This is a genomic window from Nocardia sp. NPDC052316 (genome assembly GCF_044547795.1).
Lineage (GTDB): Bacteria > Actinomycetota > Actinomycetes > Mycobacteriales > Mycobacteriaceae > Nocardia.
Genome location: NZ_JBIUBB010000004.1, coordinates 1093794 through 1113184, shown reverse-complemented (window position 1 = coordinate 1113184; position 19391 = coordinate 1093794). Strand labels below are relative to the sequence as shown.

General features: G+C 68.7%; 12 protein-coding genes and 1 pseudogene. 6 read left to right on the top strand and 7 right to left on the bottom strand.

The genetic code is table 11. The annotated features are described in order from the left end of the window. Nucleotides 1-15 precede the first annotated feature (15 nt). Nucleotides 16-612 (top strand): TetR/AcrR family transcriptional regulator, encoded by a 597-nt coding sequence (locus ACIHA7_RS23405; RefSeq protein ID WP_397293035.1) that lies wholly within the window; start codon nucleotides 16-18, stop codon nucleotides 610-612. A gap of 13 nt (nucleotides 613-625) precedes the next feature. Here the strand turns inward: ACIHA7_RS23405 and ACIHA7_RS23400 are convergent, their stop codons facing one another. Continuing rightward, nucleotides 626-1402, bottom strand: a complete 777-nt coding sequence (locus ACIHA7_RS23400; RefSeq protein WP_397293034.1) for a thioesterase II family protein — start codon at nucleotides 1400-1402, stop codon at nucleotides 626-628. Between the two features lie 43 nt (nucleotides 1403-1445). After that, entirely contained in the window at nucleotides 1446-2747 is a 1302-nt protein-coding gene (locus ACIHA7_RS23395; protein WP_397293033.1) for an FAD-dependent oxidoreductase, read from the bottom strand. Nucleotides 2748-2991: 244 nt separating this feature from the next. Here ACIHA7_RS23395 and ACIHA7_RS23390 point away from each other — a divergent pair, with 244 nt between their 5' ends. Both ACIHA7_RS23390 and ACIHA7_RS23385 read left to right on the top strand, forming a co-directional pair. After that, a complete protein-coding gene (locus ACIHA7_RS23390) occupies nucleotides 2992-4569 on the top strand; it encodes an aspartate aminotransferase family protein (protein WP_397293032.1) in 1578 nt (525 codons plus the stop codon). 36 nt (nucleotides 4570-4605) lie between these two features. Next, nucleotides 4606-5994 carry an FAD-binding oxidoreductase gene (locus ACIHA7_RS23385; RefSeq protein WP_397293031.1) on the top strand — a complete coding sequence of 463 codons (1389 nt, stop codon included), beginning with the start codon at nucleotides 4606-4608 and terminating at the stop codon, nucleotides 5992-5994. Nucleotides 5995-6073: 79 nt separating this feature from the next. Here ACIHA7_RS23385 and ACIHA7_RS23380 read toward each other — a convergent pair whose 3' ends face one another. Then, nucleotides 6074-7486 (bottom strand): MFS transporter, encoded by a 1413-nt coding sequence (locus ACIHA7_RS23380; RefSeq protein WP_397293030.1) that lies wholly within the window; start codon nucleotides 7484-7486, stop codon nucleotides 6074-6076. An 89-nt stretch (nucleotides 7487-7575) separates the two neighbouring features. Between ACIHA7_RS23380 and ACIHA7_RS23375 the strand changes: the two genes are divergently transcribed. The 3 genes from ACIHA7_RS23375 to ACIHA7_RS23365 are packed head-to-tail and all read left to right on the top strand — an operon-like array spanning nucleotide 7576 to nucleotide 10036. Further along, a complete protein-coding gene (locus ACIHA7_RS23375) occupies nucleotides 7576-8142 on the top strand; it encodes a TetR/AcrR family transcriptional regulator (protein ID WP_147131517.1) in 567 nt (188 codons plus the stop codon). Then, nucleotides 8139-9146, top strand: a complete 1008-nt coding sequence (locus ACIHA7_RS23370) for an ABC transporter ATP-binding protein (RefSeq protein WP_397293029.1) — start codon at nucleotides 8139-8141, stop codon at nucleotides 9144-9146. Before ACIHA7_RS23375 ends, ACIHA7_RS23370 begins: the two co-directional genes overlap by 4 nt. Next, nucleotides 9143-10036 carry an ABC transporter permease subunit gene (locus tag ACIHA7_RS23365; RefSeq protein WP_397293028.1) on the top strand — a complete coding sequence of 298 codons (894 nt, stop codon included), beginning with the start codon at nucleotides 9143-9145 and terminating at the stop codon, nucleotides 10034-10036. Before ACIHA7_RS23370 ends, ACIHA7_RS23365 begins: the two co-directional genes overlap by 4 nt. Nucleotides 10037-10099: 63 nt before the next feature. On the opposite strand, the gene ACIHA7_RS23360 is transcribed toward ACIHA7_RS23365, so the two are convergent. The 4 genes and pseudogenes from ACIHA7_RS23360 to ACIHA7_RS23345 form a co-directional block, all read right to left on the bottom strand. Further along, nucleotides 10100-11257, bottom strand: coding sequence for an acyl-CoA dehydrogenase family protein (locus ACIHA7_RS23360; protein WP_397293027.1), 1158 nt, complete (start codon nucleotides 11255-11257; stop codon nucleotides 10100-10102). Nucleotides 11258-11295: 38 nt separating this feature from the next. Continuing rightward, nucleotides 11296-11529, bottom strand: a complete 234-nt coding sequence (locus ACIHA7_RS23355; RefSeq protein WP_397293026.1) for an acyl-CoA carboxylase subunit epsilon — start codon at nucleotides 11527-11529, stop codon at nucleotides 11296-11298. Beyond that, a complete protein-coding gene (locus ACIHA7_RS23350) occupies nucleotides 11526-13106 on the bottom strand; it encodes an acyl-CoA carboxylase subunit beta (protein ID WP_397293025.1) in 1581 nt (526 codons plus the stop codon). The genes ACIHA7_RS23355 and ACIHA7_RS23350 overlap by 4 nt, the downstream gene beginning before the upstream one ends. A 7-nt stretch (nucleotides 13107-13113) precedes the next feature. Further along, nucleotides 13114-19341: pseudogene (locus ACIHA7_RS23345) on the bottom strand (type I polyketide synthase); the annotation flags it as partial. Between the last annotated feature and the right edge of the window lie 50 nt (nucleotides 19342-19391).

The window sequence follows — 19391 nt, the reverse complement described above, 5'->3', positions numbered from 1 at the left end:
AGGAGCCACACTGCTATGGCCGACCGCGCCCGCACCCCGAGCAAGGACGTCGAGCGAGCGCTCATCGAGGCCGCCGAGGTGGTGCTGATCCGCGACGGCCTGGCCGGCGTCACCGTGCGCGCGGTCGCCGCCGAGGCCAGCGTGGCGCCGATGGGCGTCTACAACCGATTCAGCGGAAAGGACGGCCTGGAATGCGAATTGCTCATCCGCGGCTTCCAGCGCCTGCGCGCCGAAGTGCGCGCGCCCGCCGATGCCGAACCGCTCACCAGGCTGCGCGAGTCGGCCATCGGATACCGCCGCTTCGCCATCGAGCACCCGCAGCACTACCAGATGATGTTCCACCACCCCTCGGCCGGTAAGCACTTCGCCAACAAGGCCGTTCAGGAAAGCGCCAGCGGCACGTTCGACGAACTGGTCGCCCATATCGGCTATGCCACCGCCCGCGGCGCGATCGCCGATGGCGACGCGGTGGAACGCGCCCAGCAGTTCTGGTCGGCGCTGCACGGCGCCGTGTCGCTCGAACTCAACGACGCCATTCGCACTCCTGACCCGGCGGCCACCTACGCCCAGCTGGTCGAGCTGCTCATCCACGGCCTGCGCCACGATCTCTGACCGACGCGTGCGTTCACGGCAGAAATGCTGCGCTGCGGGCAATTTCGTGCCGCGGCCGGTCGCCGACCTGGTCCGCGATCAGGTCCGCCAGCTCGAGCGTCTTCACGGAGTTGTAGAAGTGCCCGCCCTCGAAGACCCGCAGGTCGAATTCGGACGTCGTGTGCTCGGCCCAGGCGCGCGCTTCTGCCACGCTCACCTCGGGGTCGTCCCTGCCGATCAAGGCGGTGATCGGACTGGCGATGCTGCTGCCGGGACGCGGCCGATAGGTCTCGATGGCCTTGTAGTCGCCACGGAGCACCGGAAGTGCGGAACGCAGAATCTCTTCGTCGTCCAGCACCCGACCGGCGGTGCCGTTCAGTTTCCGGATTTCGTCGATGATGTCGCGGTCCCGGCCGAGATGGACAGTGCCGCGCCGGAACGTCGACGGTGCGCGTCGCGCCGACGCGAACAGCCGCGTGGTCTCGAAGTCGCCGGCCTGCGCGACCTCGTAGGCCACCACGGCGCCCATGCTGTGACCGAACAGCGCTAAAGGCTTGTCGCGCAAGGATTCCATGACCGGTCCGAGCAGGTCGGCGAGCCGGTGGATCGAGTCGACCACCGGCTCGTTGCGGCGGTTCTGCCTGCCCGGATACTGGATCGCCACCACCTCGACGCGCGGGCTGAGGGCCTTGGCCAGCGTAAAGAACGAGCTCGCCGCCCCGCCCGCATGCGGGAAACACACCAATCGGACCGGCGCCTCCGGCATCGGCATGAATCGGACGGTCCATCGATCAATATCGGTCAGTGTCATAGCTCTTCTCTTCTCGCGGCGGATGGCAGCCCGGGAGCGGGCACTACGTTGGCTGCAGATGGGCGAGCAGCGCGGGATCCAGGAGCGCGGGCAGCGGGTCGACCAGGCCGAACACCCGCAGGCAAGCGATCGCGACCTCGGCGTTGTCGTGCGCGGCGTCCTGCAGGTGCCCGACGTGCTCGATGATCTGCATCAGCTCGGCGGGCCGCTCGCCCGGCACCCCGGGCAGGCTCAGATCGCTGGTGATCGCCATTTCCCAGACCCCGTCGACGACCTCGGCGGCCAGCTCGGTGAAGAACGCCGCCGCGTCCGGTCGTCCGGCACCGAGGTGCCTGCGCAACACCCGCGCGCCCATCGCGGAGACCGACATCCCGTGCCCGTATACCGGATTGAAGCTGCACACGGCGTCGCCGAGCACCAGAAGTCCGGCGGGGAAGTCCGTCATCCGCTGGTAGTGCCTGCGCAGGTTCGCCGGATACCGGTACCGCATCGGGCCGGAGATGGGTTCGGATACCTCGAGTACCTCGTACATGTCCGGTGCGGCGAACTTCTTGCAGAACTCGCGGAAGCCGTCGAAATCGGTGGGCGGGGCGCCGCCGAGCACGCCGTAGGCGGTGGCGATGACCCGGCCGCCGTCGACGCGTTGCAAGCTCCCCCCGGTCGGATTGTCCGGCCCTGCCACGGTATTGATCACGATGTCGTCGCCGAGCGCGTCCTCGGGAGTACGGCAGTAGAAGGTCACGTAGCCGACGTCGATGCGGTGCTTCTCCTCCGCCACCCGCGGATAACCCAGCTCGGCCAGCCAGGCGGGCGTGCGCGAACCGCGGCCGGTCGTGTCGATCACCACGTCCGCGGCCAGTTCCTGTTCGACGCCGTCGCGCAGCACCTGGACACCGGTCACCTCGCGCCGATCAGCGCTCGTTGTCAGGTGCAGGATATTCGTGCCGGTGCACAGTTCGACCTGCGGTAACGCGCGCACTCTTTCCCGAATACGGAATTCACGGAACGGGCGCGAACTGGCGACCACCGATAATCCGGAATCGCCCTTGGCGAACGGGCGGCCGCCGAATATCCACCGCACATTCCGGGACAGATCGCCGCGCGGCGCGCCTGCCGCGACGAGTTCGTCCATGATCCCGGGGAACAGCTCCTCGACGGCCTGCTGACCGCCCGCGAGCAGGTCGTGCGCGTGTTCGCCCTGTGGCACCCCGCGGCGCGGTTCGGCGGTCTCGGACAGCACATCCCGATCCACCACCGTTACCCGGTCATAGTGTTCGGCGGCGACCCTGGCGGCACACAGGCCCCCGATCCCGGCGCCGAGTACCACCGCGTGTCCACTATTCATCGCGAATAACTCCTAGCGTGGAAATTCAGGATCATTTCTGCTAAACCCAAATTAGCCGCGCCGTCCAACGGCCTGCCCATTCACCGACAACCAGTCGGCAACCCGACCACCGAAATGGCGATTACCGAGCGATGACCGCTTGTTGACCAGCCTGATTACCGGCCGTCGTTACTGTCGGGAATTCATAGGGTAATTTCCGGCGCGCGCCGATATTGCGGCCGCCGGCCGTACTGGAGGAGATGGCATGGATTCCGTTGTCGACGGCCTGGAACTCGCAGAACCTCAGATGCGTGAGGTGCTGTCGATGGCCAAGCTCGATGTCGAGTACGTTCGGGCCGAGGGAAACAGCCTCTACCACCTCGACGCACAGCAGGCGGAAGTCCGGGTCGCCGACTTCGTCGGTGGCTACGCCTCGCTGCTGCTCGGGCACAGCAACCCGGAGATCATCGCGCACGCGAAGGCGACCCTGGACGCGCAGACCCCCGTGTACGTGCCGATCGCCATCCACGCCGCGGCCAACCGGGTTGCGCACCAGCTCAATGCGATCATTCACCGCGAAACCGGCAGCACCGAGCCCTATTTCGCGATTTTCGCCAGCACCGGCGCCGAGGCCATCGAGTCCTCGCTCAAGCATGCCGAGTTCGTCCGCACCGCCCGGATCTCGGCGCTGACCGACGAGATCGGCTCGCACATCGAGCAGGTGCGCGCGGCCATCAAGAACGGCGACGCGTCGGTGGCCGAGGCCGCCTACGCGCGGCTCGGCCTCAGCGAGACCGGGATCGAGGGTTTCGAGGAGGCTGCCGCCGAGGTGCAGCGCCGCAACGCCGAGACCGGCGCGACCCCGCCGCGCTTCCTCGCGGTCGAGGGCGCGTTCCACGGCAAGCTGGTCGGCAGCGTGCAACTCACCCACAACGCGAGCTTCCGCGGACCGTTCGAGGCGATGGCCGCACGCGCCGACTTCGTCCCCTTCAACGATCCGGCGGCGGTGGCCGAGGTGGCCGCGCGCGGCCGGGCCAAGCTGCTCGACCTCGTGCTGACCGACGGCGTGGCCGCCCTCGTCGAGCGCGACTTCCCGACCTACTGCGCGTTCGTGCTCGAGCCCATTCAGGGCGAGGGCGGCATCAAGCCGGTGACGGCCGAGTTCGCCGCCGCGGTCCGGCAGGCCTGCGACGCCCTGGACTGCCCGCTGATCCTCGACGAGATCCAGTGCGGCATGGGACGTTCCGGCAAGTTCTTCGCCAGCTCGCTCGTCGGGCTGCACGGCGACTACTACGTCCTGGCCAAGAGCCTCGGCGGCGGTATCGCCAAGAACTCGGTGATGCTGGTGCGCGGCGCGCACTACCGCAAGGAGTTCGAGCTGATCCACAGCTCCACCTTCGCCAAGGACGGGTTCTCCAGCGCCATCGCGCTGAAGGTGCTGGAACTGCTCGAGGCCGAGGACGGTAAGGCCTACCGGCTCGTCGAGGAGCGCGGCGGCGCGCTGCGGGACATGCTGAACCGGGTCGCCGCGGCCAACCCGGACACGATCAAAGAGGTCAGGGGCGAGGGGCTGATGCTCGGCCTCGAGTTCCAGGACCTCACCGGTTCGAGCGCACCGATGATCTCGGGCTTCGCACACGCGGGCGTGATCGGTTACGTCATCGCCGGATACCTGTTGCGCGGGCATCGAGTTCGGGTGCTGCCCACCGGTAGCGCACCGCACACGCTGCGGTTCACCCCGTCGATCCAGCTCTCCGACGCCGAGATCGACCAGCTGGAGACCGCGTTGCGCGATATCTGCGAGGTGCTGCGCACCCAGGACGAGCAGCGGCTCTTCGGCTGACGAGTATTCGTACCCAACGAGGAAAGGCTCGCTGACGTGAGTGATCTGGACTGGATCGAGCGGTTCGACGCCGAGGTCCGACCGCACCTGGAGGGGCCGGTCCACCGGCCGGGAGAAGAGGGCTACGACGCCGAACGCGCGGTGTTCAATGTCGCGGCCGAGCATCGGCCCGCGCTCGTGGTCGGGGTGACCGGCTCGACCGATATCGCCGCCGTCGTGCGGTTCGCGGGCACCCACGGCGTACCGCTGGCGGTGCTCGCCACCGGACATACCGCGTCGGTCCCCGCCGACGGCGGCATCTTGATCAACACCAGCCGGATGCAAGAGCTGCACATCGACCAGCAGCGGCGCACCGCGCGGGTCGAGGCCGGGGTGCGCTGGGGTTGCGTGATCAACGATGCCTCGCGGTACGGCCTCGCGCCGCTCAATGGTTCCTCGCCGACGGTCGGCGTGGTCGGTTACACCCTCGGCGGCGGCGCCGGGCCGCTGGGCCGGGCCTTCGGCTACGCCGCCGATCGGGTCCGCGAGCTCGAGGTGGTGACCGCGGATGGAACGATGCGCCGGGTCACCCCGGACGACGACCCGGAGCTGTACTGGGGACTGCTCGGCGGTAAGAGCAATTTCGGTGTGGTCACCGCGCTGGAGTTCGAACTGGTCGAGGTGTCCCGGCTCTACGGCGGCGGCATCTTCTTCCCGGGCGAGCACGCCGCCGACGTGTTGCACGCCTACCGGCAGTGGGTGACCGATATCCCGGACGAGATGTCGACCTCGGTTGGGCTGCTGCGGATTCCGCCGGATCCGGCGATGCCCGAGCCGCTGCGCGGTCAGTTCGTCGTGCACTTGCGGGTCGCCTACCTCGGCTCGGCCGAGGAGGGCGCGCGGCTGCTCGCCCCGCTGCGGGAGAGCGCGCCGCCGATCTTCGACATGGTCATGGAGATGCCCTACACCCAGGTGCACACCATCCACCAGGACCCGACCGATCCGCTGTACCTGCTGGACCGGGGAACGTTCCTGCGAGAGCTGGACGAGGCCGCCGTCGACGCGATGGTGGAGCTGGCCGGACCGGCCAGCAACAGCCCGCTGTTGCTGCTGGAACTGCGGCACCTCGGTGGCGCGCTGACCCGGCGGCTCGGCCCGCCGAACGCCGTCGGCAACCGGGAGTGGCCTTTCGTGCTGTCCGGTGTCGGGGTCGGTACCCCGGCGGGCACGGAGGCGATCGAGGAGAACCTGGAGCTGCTGCTGAAGCGGATGGCTCCGTGGAGTCCGGGGCGCAGCTTCCTGAACTTCCTCGGCCATCTGGACACCGGGCCGGACAGCGTCCGCGGCGCCTACGACGAGGGCGACTACGAGCGGCTCGTCGCACTCAAGACCATCCACGACCCGAAGAACATCTTCCGGGTCAACCACAATATCCCGCCAAAGTAGTCGGGAAGTTCCCGCCGACGATGTCGGGAACGCGAGATGGGCCTGTCCCCCACCGGGAACAGGCCCATCGGCGTCGGAGTCAGTGCGGGTTGCGGCCCTTCGGCAGGAACAGGGCGAGCACGAAACCGACGGCAACCACGACAGCGCCGACCGCGACCGCGGGCACCAGGCCCGCCACGAACGAGGCGTAACCGCCGAAGCCGGCGAACACCGAAGCCAGCACGGCGACACCGAAGGCGACGCCGAACTCGCGGACGGTGTTATAGGAACCGGAGGCGATCCCCTGGTCTCCGGCGGGCACGCTGGCCAGCGCCATCATGCTCATCGGCGAGAACGTCAAGCCGGTGCCGAGGCCGGCGAGGATGAACGGAATGACCATGGCCGAGTACGCGATATCCGCCTCGTTGGTCAGCGCGATCCAGCCGAGCCCGATCGCGAGCAGCGCCATGCCGGTCACGATCAGGATGCGCGAGCCGAACTTGCTCACCAGGAAGCCGGACAGCGGCGCGACCACCATCGGCGCCGCCGTCCACGGCAGCGTCCGCAGCCCCGCGTTCAGCGGGCTGAGTCCCTGCACGATCTGGAAGAACTGGGCAAGCAGGAACACCGCGCCGAACGCGCCGAAGGAGAACACGAACGCGACGATGTTCACCACCGTGAAACCGCGCGATCGGAACAGCCGCAGCGGCAGCATCGGCGCCTCGGCCCGGCTCTCGGCCAGCACGAAGGCGATCAGCAGCAGCACGCCGAGGGTGAGCGAGACGAGCACCGTGGTCTGGGTCCAGCCGTGGTCCGAACCGTGGATGATGCCCCAGATCATGGCGAACACCGCGGCGGTCGCGAGTACCAGGCCGAGCGGGTCCAATTTGGCCGCGCCGCCGCGTGATTCGCGCAGCACGTACGCGGCCAGCGGCAGCGCGAGCAGGCCGACGGGCACGTTCAGCCAGAAGATCCAGGTCCAGTCCAGACCGTTCGCGACGGCGCCGCCGACCACCGGGCCGACCGCGATGCCGAGACCGCTCAGCCCGCCCCAGATGCCCACCGCGGCGTCACGTTGCCTGGCCGGGATGGCGGCACTGAGCAGGGTCAGCGACAGCGGCATCACGGCCGCTCCCGCCACGCCCTGCAGCGCTCGCGCGGTGATCAGCATCCACGGCTCGGTGGCCAGACCGCAGGCCGCCGAGGCCACCGTGAAGACCGCGATGCCCAGCAGGAAGATGCGCTTGCGGCCGAACCGGTCGCCCAGCGAGGACGCGGTGAGCAGCAGTGCGGCGAAGGGCAGGGTGTAGGCGTTGACGAACCATTGCAGGTCGCCGAGCGAGGCGTTCAGCTCGGTCTTGATCACCGGTAGGGCCGTCGTGACGACCAGATTGTCCAGCGTGACCATGAACAGCGGGATGCTGACCGCGGCGAGGACGGCGGCGAGCGGGCGGTGTCCGGTTTCGGACGCGTCGGTTCGCGTCGTTTTCGTGGGGGTTTCCAGCGCAGCCATGAAGCAACTTTCGTAGTTGTGATCCGCTGATAACTAAGTAAAGTAGCTATCGACTGATAACATGTCAACGGAGTCGATCAGGAGGCTCGATGACCAAACGGCTGACCGCCGCCGAGCGCACCGAACAGCTGGTGACCGCCGCCATCGGCGCGTTCTCGATCGCGGGCTACGCGGGCACGACGACCGACGACGTCGCGCGGCTGGCCAGCGTCTCGCAGCCCTATGTGATCCGGCTCTTCGGCTCCAAACAGCGGCTTTTCATCGCGGGGGTCGAGCGCGCGGCGGACCGCGTCGAGCAGATCTTCCGCGACGCCGGTACCGAACTGAGCGATCTCGCGCCCGCCTACGACCGGATGATGCTGGCCGAGCGGGAACTGATGGCCATGCTGCTGCACGGCTTCGCGGCCAGTTCCGATCCGGAGATCGGCGCCGTGGTCCGGGACCGCTACGGCCGGATCTATCGACTCATCAGGGACCTCACCAACTCGTCGCCGGCGGAGGTTCGCGCCTTCCTCGCCAACGGCATGCTGCTCACGGTCATGTCCTCGCTGCGCATCGTCGGCCCGAACCCGGTGCCCGCCGAACCCTGGATGACCGAACTCATCGACTCGATTCCCAATTTCACCAATGACTACGAGGCGCTGGAGGGGAAATGACGCTCGCGACCATCGCCGGCGACCGGCTGCCGAACGCGGGCCTCACCGGCCCGTTCGCGGCCCGTACCAACGGATTACGCAAGGTGTATCGCGGCACGGTCGCGGTGGACAAGGTGGACCTACGGGTGCCGGAGGGCTCGGTGCTCGGCATGCTCGGGCCGAACGGATCGGGTAAGACGACCACCCTGCGCATGCTGCTCGGCCTGGGCAGGCCGACCTCGGGTGAGGTGGAACTGCTCGGGCACCGGATGCCCGAGGCCGCGTCCGCCGCGCTGCCCGAGGTCGGCGCGCTCGTCGAGGGGCCGGGTTTTCACCCGTTCCTGTCCGGGCGGGAAAACCTGCGCAGGCTCGCCGCCGCCGAACCGGGACTGACCACCGCGGAGATCCCGAGCGCGGTGACGGCCGCGCTGGCGCGGGTCGGCCTCGGTCCGGCCGCCGATCGGCGCTACCGCGGCTATTCACTCGGGATGAAGCAGCGACTCGGGCTCGCGGCCGCGCTGCTGGCGCCCCGGCGGCTGGTGATCCTCGACGAACCGACCAACGGCCTCGATCCGGCGGGCATCAGGGAGGTCCGCAAGATCATCGCCGAGCTGCACGCCGAGGGCGTGACCGTGGTGGTGTCCTCGCACTTGCTCGCCGAGGTGGAGGCCACCTGCACCCACGTCGCGGTGTTGCACAACGGCACTCTGGTGGCGCAGGGCGAGATGGGTGAGTTGCTGGAGGCGGGCGGCCCCTCGCTCATCGTCGCCACCACGGACGGCACGAAAGCCGTTGCGCTGCTGCGGGAGAACCGGATTCCGAGCCTGCTCGTGCCGGAGGGTGTCCGGGTCGACCTGAGCACGACCGACGCGCCCTCGGTGCTGCGCATCCTGGTCCGCGGTGAGGTGTCGATCTACGAGGCCACCCGCGCCCGCACCGGGCTCGACGCGATGTTCGCCAGGTTGACCGAGGGTGCGGAACCGACGGACCTGTGGTCCGCGATGGACGAGGAACGATCGGCATGATCAACGCAGAGGCGATACCGAGCAAGAACAGGATGGAGGCCGCGACCACGGCCGCCACGACCAGGGGCTCGGTGGCGTTCACCAGGCTGCTACGCGCGGAGCTGCGCTGGGTCTTCCGCAGGCCGCGCAACCTCATCATGCTCAGCGTGCTGCCGTTCATCCCGATCGCCGTCGGGATCAGCCTGTTGTTCGCCGAGCCGTCCACGAGCCCGCACGCTGGGCCGGGTTCAGGTCTGCTGCCCGCCGCTGTCGGCAACGCGTTCGCACTCCCCATCGCCGTGATCGTCATCTCGCTGACCACCGGAATGCCGATCACCGCGGCGATGGCGGGCGCGGACGCGCTGGCGGGCGAGGCGGCGCACGGCACGCTGCGCGGCTGGCTGCTCGCGCCGGTGAGCCGGGGCAGGCTGCTCGCGGTCAAGGCGGTCGGCGTCGCCGTCGTCGTGCTGGCCGCGACGCTGCCGATGGCGCTGTCCGGCTTCGCCGCCGGTCTGGTGATGAACGGTACGCACGCGACATACAGCCTGTCCGGCGGCAGTGTCACCTTCTGGGCCGCGCTCGGCAAGATCATGATCGCCGTCGGCTGGGTGACGTTGCAGCTGCTCGCGGTCGGGGCGGTGGCACTGGCGATCTCGGCGTGCACCGACCACCCGCTGATCGTGGTCATCGCGGTCCTCGGCGGCACCGCCCTGTCCACCCTGCTGACCATGCTGTCCCCGCTGGACTGGCTGCATCCGTTCCTGCTCACCGAGTCCTGGAACGCGATCGGTGATGTGCTGCGCGATCCGATGCCGACCGACGCGCTGCGGCAGAGCGTGCTGTGCGCGCTCTGCTACATCGGTGTCGGACTGTCGCTGGCCTACCTGCGGCTCACGACGAAGGACAGCTGAGAAAACGTCGAACGTGCCGCCATCGGGGTGCGGCACGTTCGGCGCATAGCGGGCACGGAGTGCTCACGATCGGCGCGACACCGGCACCACGTAGCGGCTGAAGACCAGATCCCGCAGGACATCGTCGCCGCCTTCCACGATCGAGACGTAGCGCATATCCCGCAGCAGCTTGCCGATCGGCGACTCGTGGGTGTAGCCGAGGCCGCCGAACATCTCGGAGCCGACGCTCGCGATGTCCCAGCCCGCCTGCCCGCAGAACATCTTCGCGGTGACCGCGGACTTCAAGGTGCCGATCCTAGCGAAGGTTTCGGCCGGATCCGGTCCGTTCATGATGGCGTCGTACTGCCCGGCCGCCGCGTGCAGATGACTCTTCATCACGTCGATCTGCATCTCCATCTGGCCGAGCTTGGCGGCGAACACCGGCGCGGCGAGCAACGTGGAATCCCGGAACGACTTGGTCTTGGCGTAATCCATGCACAGGTCCCTGATCCGCCGCGCGATACCGAGTCCGGTGGTCGCGATGAGGATGCGGCTCGCGTTGAGGCCGACCTCGAGCAAGCGCAACCCGGAGCCGCGCAGCTGGTTCGCCGCGGGCACCCGGCAGTTGTCCAGGCTGATCTGATAGGTGCCCGACGCGCGCAGGCCGAGCATGTCCCAGCGCTTCACCACCCGCACGCCGGGGGTGTCGGCGGGGACGAGCACGGCGGAGTAGTCGCTGGGGTCATCGGCAGAGCGCGCGATGACGACGAGGAAATCCGCGAAGCCGGAGTTGGTGGAGAAGTACTTCTCCCCCGTCAGCACGAGTTCGTCACCGGAGCGCGCGACCATGGTGTCGATCTTGGCGAGCTCGCTGCCCGCGTTGCGCTCGCTGCCGAGGGTGGCGCAGAAGCTGCCCTGCTTGGCCATCGGCGCGAGGTAGCGGTCCTTGAGTTCGGCCGAGCCGTACAGTTGCACGATGCTGGTCCCGAGCACCGAGATGAACAGGGTGAAGGCCGCGCCCGCGTCGCCGTAGGCGAGTTCGTTCGTGATGGCCACGCTGTCGGTGAGACTCAGTCCGGCGCCGCCGTATTCGGTGGGCAGCCACCAGTTGGCGAGCCCGGTGTCGGCGAACTTCTCGTATATCGGCAGCGGCGCCTCGGCCAGCGAATCGAGGTATTCCCGCTTGCCTTCCAGCTCCGTGCCGACGAATTCGCGCACAGTTTCCAGTGTTTCCGGCATCATGACCACCCTTCCTCGGGTCTGCGTTATCGGTGTGAAACTCAGTGCTGCGCCTGCCAGGACGGCGGTTGCCGGGCAGACCAGGAACCCGCGGCGGGCGCGTCGCCGCCGGCCCGCCACCACGGCGGTGCGGGATCCGAATTCCCCTGGGGCGCAGTCGAAGTCTGTAGCGCGACGAGGACGACGGTCAGCGCCGCGATTTCGGCGTCGTCCAGGCATCCTCGTTCGATACGGAGCGCGGTGTCCTGCGTCATTGCGGCGGATTCCTGCGTCATTGCGGCGGGTTTCCGTGTTTGCGGCTCGGCAGCGGCGCGTGTTTGGCGCGCAGCATCGCCAGCGCCCTGATGAGCACGATCCTGGTCTCCGACGGATCGATCACGTCGTCCACCAGCCCGCGCTCGGCGGCGTAGTACGGATGCATCAGCTCGGATTTGTACTCCTTGACCAGCCGCGCCCTGGTTGCTTCCGGATTGTCCGAGGCCGCGATCTGCCTGCGGAAGATGACGTTCGCCGCGCCCTCCGCGCCCATCACGGCGATCTCGTTGGTCGGCCAGGCCAGTGACAGATCGGTGCCGATCGACCGGGAGTCCATGACGATGTAGGCGCCGCCATAGGCCTTGCGCAGCACCAGCGAAACCCTGGGCACGGTGGCATTGCAGTAGGCGTAGAGCAGTTTCGCGCCGTGCCGGATGATCCCGCCGTGCTCCTGGTCCACGCCGGGCAGGAAGCCGGGCACGTCGACCAAGGTGACGATGGGGATGTTGAACGCGTCGCAGAACTGGACGAACCGCGCCGCCTTCTCGCTGGCATGGATGTCCAGCGCGCCGACCATCGCATTGGGCTGGTTGCCGACCACGCCGACGACCTGCCCGGCCAATCTGGTCAGCGCGCAGACGATGTTCGGCGCCCACGCCGTATGCACCTCGAAGAACTCGCCGTCGTCAACGATCTGCTCGATGACGTGCCGAATGTCGTATGGCACACGGGAATCCGCGGGCACCAGGTCGATGAGCTCCTCGGTGCGCCGATCCGGCGGATCGGCGACGGGAGCGCCGGGCGGCAGCTCCCGGTTGTTGGCGGGCAGCAGCGAGAGCAGATAGCGGACGTCCTCGAGGCAGCTCTGTTCGTCGTCGTAGACGAACGTCGCCACCCCGGAGTCGGTGCCGTGCACGTCGCTGCCGCCGAGGCCGTCCTGGCTGATCTGCTCGCCGGTAACCGCCTGCACCACATCGGGTCCGGTGATGAACATCTGCGAGATGCCGCGCACCATGAAGACGAAATCGGTGAGCGCGGGCGAGTAGGCGGCACCGCCCGCGCACGGCCCGAGCATCACGCTGATCTGTGGAATGACCCCGGACGCTTGGGTATTGCGCCGGAAGATGCCGCCGTAGCCGGCGAGCGCCGTGACGCCCTCCTGAATCCGCGCGCCCGCACCGTCATTGAGCGAGACCAGCGGTGCGCCCGCCTGGATCGCGAGGTCCATCACCTTGTGGATCTTGGCGGCGTGCGCCTCGCCGAGCGCGCCGCCGAAGATCCGGAAGTCGTGCGCGTAGACGAACACCGGGCGGCCGTAGACCGTGCCCCAGCCGGTGATCACACCATCGGAAAAGGGTCTGCGATCCTCCAGCCCGAAACCGGTGGCGCGATGCCTGCGCAGCGGCTCGATCTCCTGGAACGAACCCGCGTCCAGCAGCAGCTCGACGCGTTCGTGCGCGGTGAGCTTGCCCTTGGCGTGCTGGCGTTCGGTGGCCTTCGGATCGGGCCCCTGGCGGGCCTTGGCCCGGTATTCGTGCAACTCCGCGAGCCGGTCGGCCGCGCCGGTGCCGTGCGGGGTGTCATCCAGGATGGTCACAGTGTCATCAGCTCCTGACTCCGTCGGTGCGCCCCGTCGGCGTCCCGGAAACCTGTGGGCCGTCGGTGACACGCGGGAAATAGCCCGCGCGGACGAAGAAATCGACGTACTTCTCGAACAGGTCCTTCGTCACCGATGGGCAAGCGATGCCGGTGCCCGCGAGGGCGGACTCCGTCTCGCTGGTATCGAACAGCCGATCGGAGTCGTCTTCGCCCGAGGCGATTACCGCGAAAGCGCCGAAGAGGGGCAGCATGGCGTTCTCCCGATCCCGCTTGATCAGTTCGCCCCATTCCGCCCATGGCAGTTCCGCGAAGGTGTAACCGATCGAGCGCAGATAGTCGACGCAATCGGCGAAGCTCAGATCGTCCTGGTTGTACAGGTGGAAGTTCCGGTTGGCCGCGTCCGCCTTGGTGGACAGCGCGACGATGGCGGCGCTGACGTAGTCGACCGGCACGAAATGCAGGTGACCGCCGAGCCGCTCGGGCACCGCGCCGGCTTGCAGCAGGCCCTTGAGGCTGAGCCAGACGAAGTCGCTGGTCTGGCAGGCGCCGTTGCGTTGGTCGCCGGAGACCACGTCGACCCGGTACACCGAGACCGGCACGCCGCGATCTCTGGCCACTCCGATGATCTGTTCGGCCGCCCATTTGCTCTGCACGTAGCCGGTCGGCAAGATCTCCCCCGGCCCGGTCGCGTCGTCGGGGCGCTGCGGCCGGTCCCCCGCCGCTTCGGCGGAGAACACACCGGTGGTCGAGACGTAGTGGACGGGGACGGTGCGATGCCTGGCGGCCAGGCGCAGCACCTCGGCGGTACCGAGCACGTTGGCCTGCTTGAGTTCCCGGTACGGGTACAGCCAGTTGACGGTGGCTCCCGCGTGGTAGACGACGTCGACGGTCCGCGCCAGCTCGTCGAATTCGGTTTCGGCGAGGCCGAATCGGGGTCGCGCGAGATCGCCGACCACGATCGTCAGCCGCGCCGGGTCCACCTCGTCCCACACCTGATACCACCGCAGGCTCTCGCGCAGCCGGATCAGCGCGGCGGCCTCGTCCTCGGCGCGCACCAGGCAGTACACCTGAGCGTCCCCGGCGCGCAGGATGTCGCGCAGCAGGAACGCGCCGACGAATCCCGTTGCGCCGGTGAGCAACACGGCATTCGGCGCGACGGCGACCCGGCTGACGGTCGCCGCGGCGCGGATGTCCTCGTCGAGGACGATCTCGGCGGCGAAGTCGACGACCTCCCTCGACTCGGCCTCGGTCCGCTTCGCCAGCAACGCGGTGCGCAGGAAGTCGGCGAGTTCGTTCGGGGTCGGCCGGTCGAAAACGACCGTGCCCGGCAGTCGGCAGCCCGTGCCGGTGCTGAGCCGGTTGCGCAGTTCGATGGAGGTCAGCGAGTCGAACCCGAGGTCGGTGAACGGCTGATCCGCGCCGATGCCGGAGCCATCGGCATGCCCGAGCACGGCCGCGACTTCGCTGCGCACCAGCTCGAGTACGAGCCGACGGCCGTCGCGCCGGTCCAGTCCGGTCAGGCGAGCGGTCAGCGAGTCGAGACCGCTGTCGGTATTGCCTGCCACCCGCCGGGTCGGCAGCCGCAGCAGTCTGCGCATCAGTACCGGGGCCTGGCTGGGGCGGGCCCGCAGCAGCGCGAGGTCGAACGGGGTGGCGACGAGTTCGGTGCGGCCGAGGCCGAGCGCGGTGTCGAGCAGCGTGGTGCCCTGGCCGGGTTCGATCGGCCGGAAGCCGCCCCTGGCGATGCGGTCGAGGTCGGCTCGATCGAGATGGCCGGTGATGCCGCCGTCTTGGCGCCACAGACCCCAGGCGACCGACGTTGCGGGCAACCCGGCCGCCGCGCGGTAGCAGGCCAGTCCGTCGAGGAACGCATTGGCCGCGGCGTAGTTCGACTGGCCGGGGCCGCCGAAAACGGCTGCGGTGGAGGAGAACAGGACGAACGCGGTGAGGTCGTGGTCCTTGGTGAGGTCGTGCAGTTGCCAGGCGGCGTCGACCTTGGGCCGCAGCACGGCGTCGAGCCGGTCGGGGGTGAGGTCGGTGAGCAGGCCGTCGTCGATGACGCCCGCGGTGTGGATCACCCCGGTCAGCGGGTGGTCGGCGGGGATGTCGGCCAACAGCGCGGCCAGTGCGGCACGGTCGGCGACATCGCAGGCGGCGATGGTCGCCTCCGCACCGAGTTCGCGGAGCTCGGCGCGCAGTTGCTCGGCACCGGGCGCGGCCGGGCCGCGCCTGCTGGTGAGCACGAGCCGGGTGACGCCGTGGGTGCCGGCGAGGTGGCGGGCGAACAGCGCGCCGAGCGAACCGGTACCGCCGGTGATGAGAACAGTTCCTGTGGTACTCCAACGGTATTCGTCGAGTTCCGGCGGCACGCGCAACCGGCTGAGCCGGGGCACGAGCACGGTCTCGCCGCGGATCGCCGCCTGGGCTTCACCGGAGACCACGATGGCGGCGAGGAGCTCCTCGGTCGGTTCGGCCGCGTCCAGATCGATGAGGATGATCCGGTCGGGGGCTTCGGACTGGGCGGACCGCAGCAGACCCCAGACCGCGGCGGCGCCGGGATCGGTGACCGCTTCGTCGCGACATTGCAGCGCGCCCCTGGTGGTCACGACGAGGCGGGCGGTGCGATCCTCGTCGGCCAGCCACTCGCGCACCATCCGCAGGGCCCGCCGGCTGAGGTCATGGGCAGCCTGCGCCGGATCGGCACCCTCCGGTGCGAACAGGTCGACGCGCACGGCGTCCCCGTCAAGGCCCCAGCGCAGCACCGGCGGGCGGGTCGAGAGCAGGATGGGTGTCCAGTCCACTGTGAACATGGCCTCGGTGGCCACGGTCGGGCGGTCCGGGTGCGGCCTGCGGACCACCGCGTCGATGTCGAGGACGGGCTGTCCGGTGCGATCCTCGGCGCGCACCGAGAGGGCGGCACCGTCGGTCAGCCGAACGCGCAACGCGGTGGCGCCGGTGGCGTGCAGCCGGAGCCCGTGCCATTCGGCGACATACTCCCCCACCTCCAGTACGGGGCGCAGGGCGGCATCGAGCAGGGCGGGATGCAGTGCGAGACGGGCGGTTTCGTTCTGCTCGGGCAATGTCGCCTCGGTCAGCAGGGTGTCGCCGTCGCGCCAGAGCCCGGCCTCGATCTCCGCGGCGCCGGGCGAGGGCCAGTCCGCGTCGCCGCCGGATCGGCCGTCGCGGCCGGTGAAGCTGAGCAGGCCGGTGGCGTGTTCGGTCCAATCGGTGTCGATCTCGTCGACGCGGCTGGCGATGGTGATGGTCCTGCGGTTGGCGGCGTCCGGCGCGCCGACGTGCACCTGGAGTTGCCGTCCACCCTCCGCGGTCAGCTGTAGCGGGATCGGCGTGTACAGGTGATCGATTGCGGTGCAACCGAGTTCGTCACCCGCCCGGATGGCGATCTCCACGAGCGCCGAGGTGCCGTCGGTGAGCCACGGGTGGCTGTATCGGGCGAGGTGCCCGGTGAACAGCATCGCCTCGCTGCCCGCGATGGACAGGGCGGCACCGAGCAGTGGGTGGTCGGCCTGGTCGAGGCCGAGTCCGGCGGCGTCGCTCGGCCGCGCCTGCTGACCGAGCCAGAACCGCTTGCGCTGGAAGGGGTAGGTGGGCAGCTCGACCTGGGCGGCGCCGGGCAGGATGGCGGACCAGTCGAGTGCGATCCCCCTGGTGTGCAGACCCGCGACGGCGGTCGCGACCGTTTCGGTCTCGGATCTGTTCGCGCGCAACATGTTCAGGAGGGCGCCGAAGTCACGTTCGACGCAGTCGGCGACGAGTGCGGTCAGCACGCCGTCCGGACCGAGTTCGAGATAGTCGGTGACGCCCTCGTTTTCGAGAGTTCGCACGCCATCGAGGAACCGGACGGCCTCGCGGATGTGCCGGGCCCAGTAGTCCGGCGAACGCAACTGCTCCTCGGTGGCCAAGGTGCCGGTCACGTTCGACACTATCGGGATCTCAGGTGCGCTGAACTTTACCGTGGCGGCTACGGCTGTGAACTCGGCAAGTATTTCGTCCATGTGCGGCGAGTGGAACGCGTGACTGACCGTGAGGCGCTTGGTCTTGCGCCCCTTGGCTTTCCAGTCGGCGGCGTAACGCTCGACAGCGTTCTCATCGCCCGAGATCACCACGGCCTGTGGGCCGTTGATGCCTGCGATCGCCACTCCCGAAGGCAGCGAATCCTTGATCTCGGCCTCGCCGGCCTGGATCGCGACCATCGCGCCACCCTCACGAGCCGACTGCATCAACCGGCCACGAGCCCCCACCAAACGGCAAGCGTCCGCCAAATCCAGCACCCCGGACAGATGCGCCGCGGTCACCTCACCAATCGAATGACCCAACAGATAATCCGGTGTGACACCCCACGATTCGAGCAACCGGAACAACGCCGTCTCAACCGCGAACAACCCCGCCTGCGCATACACCGTCTGACCCAGCAAAGCCGAATCCGCCGAACCCTCCGGCGCAAACAAAACACCCTTCAAAGAACGCTCGAGCTCACCATCCAAACGCGCACACACCGCATCCAGAGCAGCAGCAAACACCGGCGAGCAGCCATAAAGTTCACGCCCCATGCCAAGACGCTGCGCACCCTGACCCGTCAACAACACCGCCAACCGGCCGCGTGCACGGTTGCTCGCCGGTGCGCCTTCCTCGGCCAGATTCTGCAGACCGCTGACGAAGTCGGCCCGCTCCTTACCGACGACCACCGCACTGTGCTCCAACACAGCGCGGCCGGTGGCGAGCGACAGTGCCACATCGGCCGGTGCGAACTCGGCCGCGTCCCGCGCGTAGTCCAACAGCTGATTCGCCTTGGCCCGCAGGCCTTCCGCGGACTTCGCGGACAGCACCCACGGCACCGAGGGCAGCGCGACACCCGCACTGGTTTCGGCTACCGCTTCGGGCGCCTGCTCGAGGATGACGTGCGCATTGGTGCCGCTGATCCCGAAGCCGGACACCCCGGCCCGGCGCGGCCGGTCGGCCACCGGCCAATCCTGTGGCTGGGTCAGCAGCTCGACGGCACCGGTGGACCAGTCGATATGCGGCGACGGTTCGTCCACGTGCAACGTGCGCGGCAGTCGGCCGTGCCGCATCGCCTGCACCATCTTGATCACGCCGCCGACCCCGGCGGCCGGTCCGCTGTGCCCGATATTGGACTTCATCGAACCGAGCCACAGTGGCCGGTCCCGCTCCTGTCCGTAGGTGGCGAGCAGCGCGCCCGCCTCGATCGGATCGCCGAGCCTGGTGCCGGTGCCGTGGGCCTCGACCACATCCACGTCGGACGGTCGCAGTCCGGCGGCCGCGAGCGCGTCTCGGATCACCCGCTCCTGCGCGGGACCGTTCGGCGCGGTCAGCCCGTTCGACGCACCGTCCTGGTTGACCGCGCTGCCGCGCACCACGGCCAGTACCCGGTGGCCGTTGCGGCGCGCGTCGGAGAGCCGTTCCAGCAGCACCATTCCGGCGCCCTCGGACCAGGAGGTCCCGTCCGCGGCGGCGGCGAACGACTTGCAGCGGCCGTCCGCGGCGAGACCACCCTGTTTGGCGAAGTCGACGAGACCACCCGCGTCGCCGTTGATGATCGCCCCGCCGGCCAGGGCGAGCGTGGACTCGCCGGACCGCAGTGAGCGCAGTGCGAGGTGCATCGCCACCAACGAGGACGAGCACGCGGTATCCAGCGAGATCGCGGGCCCCTCCAGGCCGAAGGTGTAGGCGATACGCCCGGACGCGATGCTGCCGAGCTTGCTGGTCATCAGATAGCCTTCGAGCTCCTCCGGCGCGGCCAGCCCGAGGTAGCTCTCCTCCAGCACGCCGACGAAGACGCCGGTCTTGCTGCCGCGCAACGAGTTCGCGTCGATCCCGGCGTGCTCGAACAGTTCCCAGGAGATCTCCAGCAGCACCCGATGCTGCGGGTCCATCGCCACCGCCTCGCGCGGCGAGATGCCGAAGAAGGCGGCGTCGAATTCGGTGGCGTCGGCGAGGAAGCCACCCTCGGTGATCGCACACTTCTTGCGCAGCCGCTCGATGTCCCAGCCGCGATCGCCGGGCGGTTCGGCGATGGCGTCGATCCCGTCGTCCACCAGCCGCCACAGCTGCTCCGGATCGGCGGCCCCGCCGGGGTAACGGCAGGCCATGCCGACAATGGCGACGGGTTCGGTGTCACTCGCCTCCAGTTCGGCCAGGCGCGCCCTGGTCTCCCGCAGGTCCGCCGTCACCCATTTGAGGTATTCGACCAGCTTCTCTTCGTTGGACTCGTTGGACATCGGATCGATATCTCCTTAGCAATGAC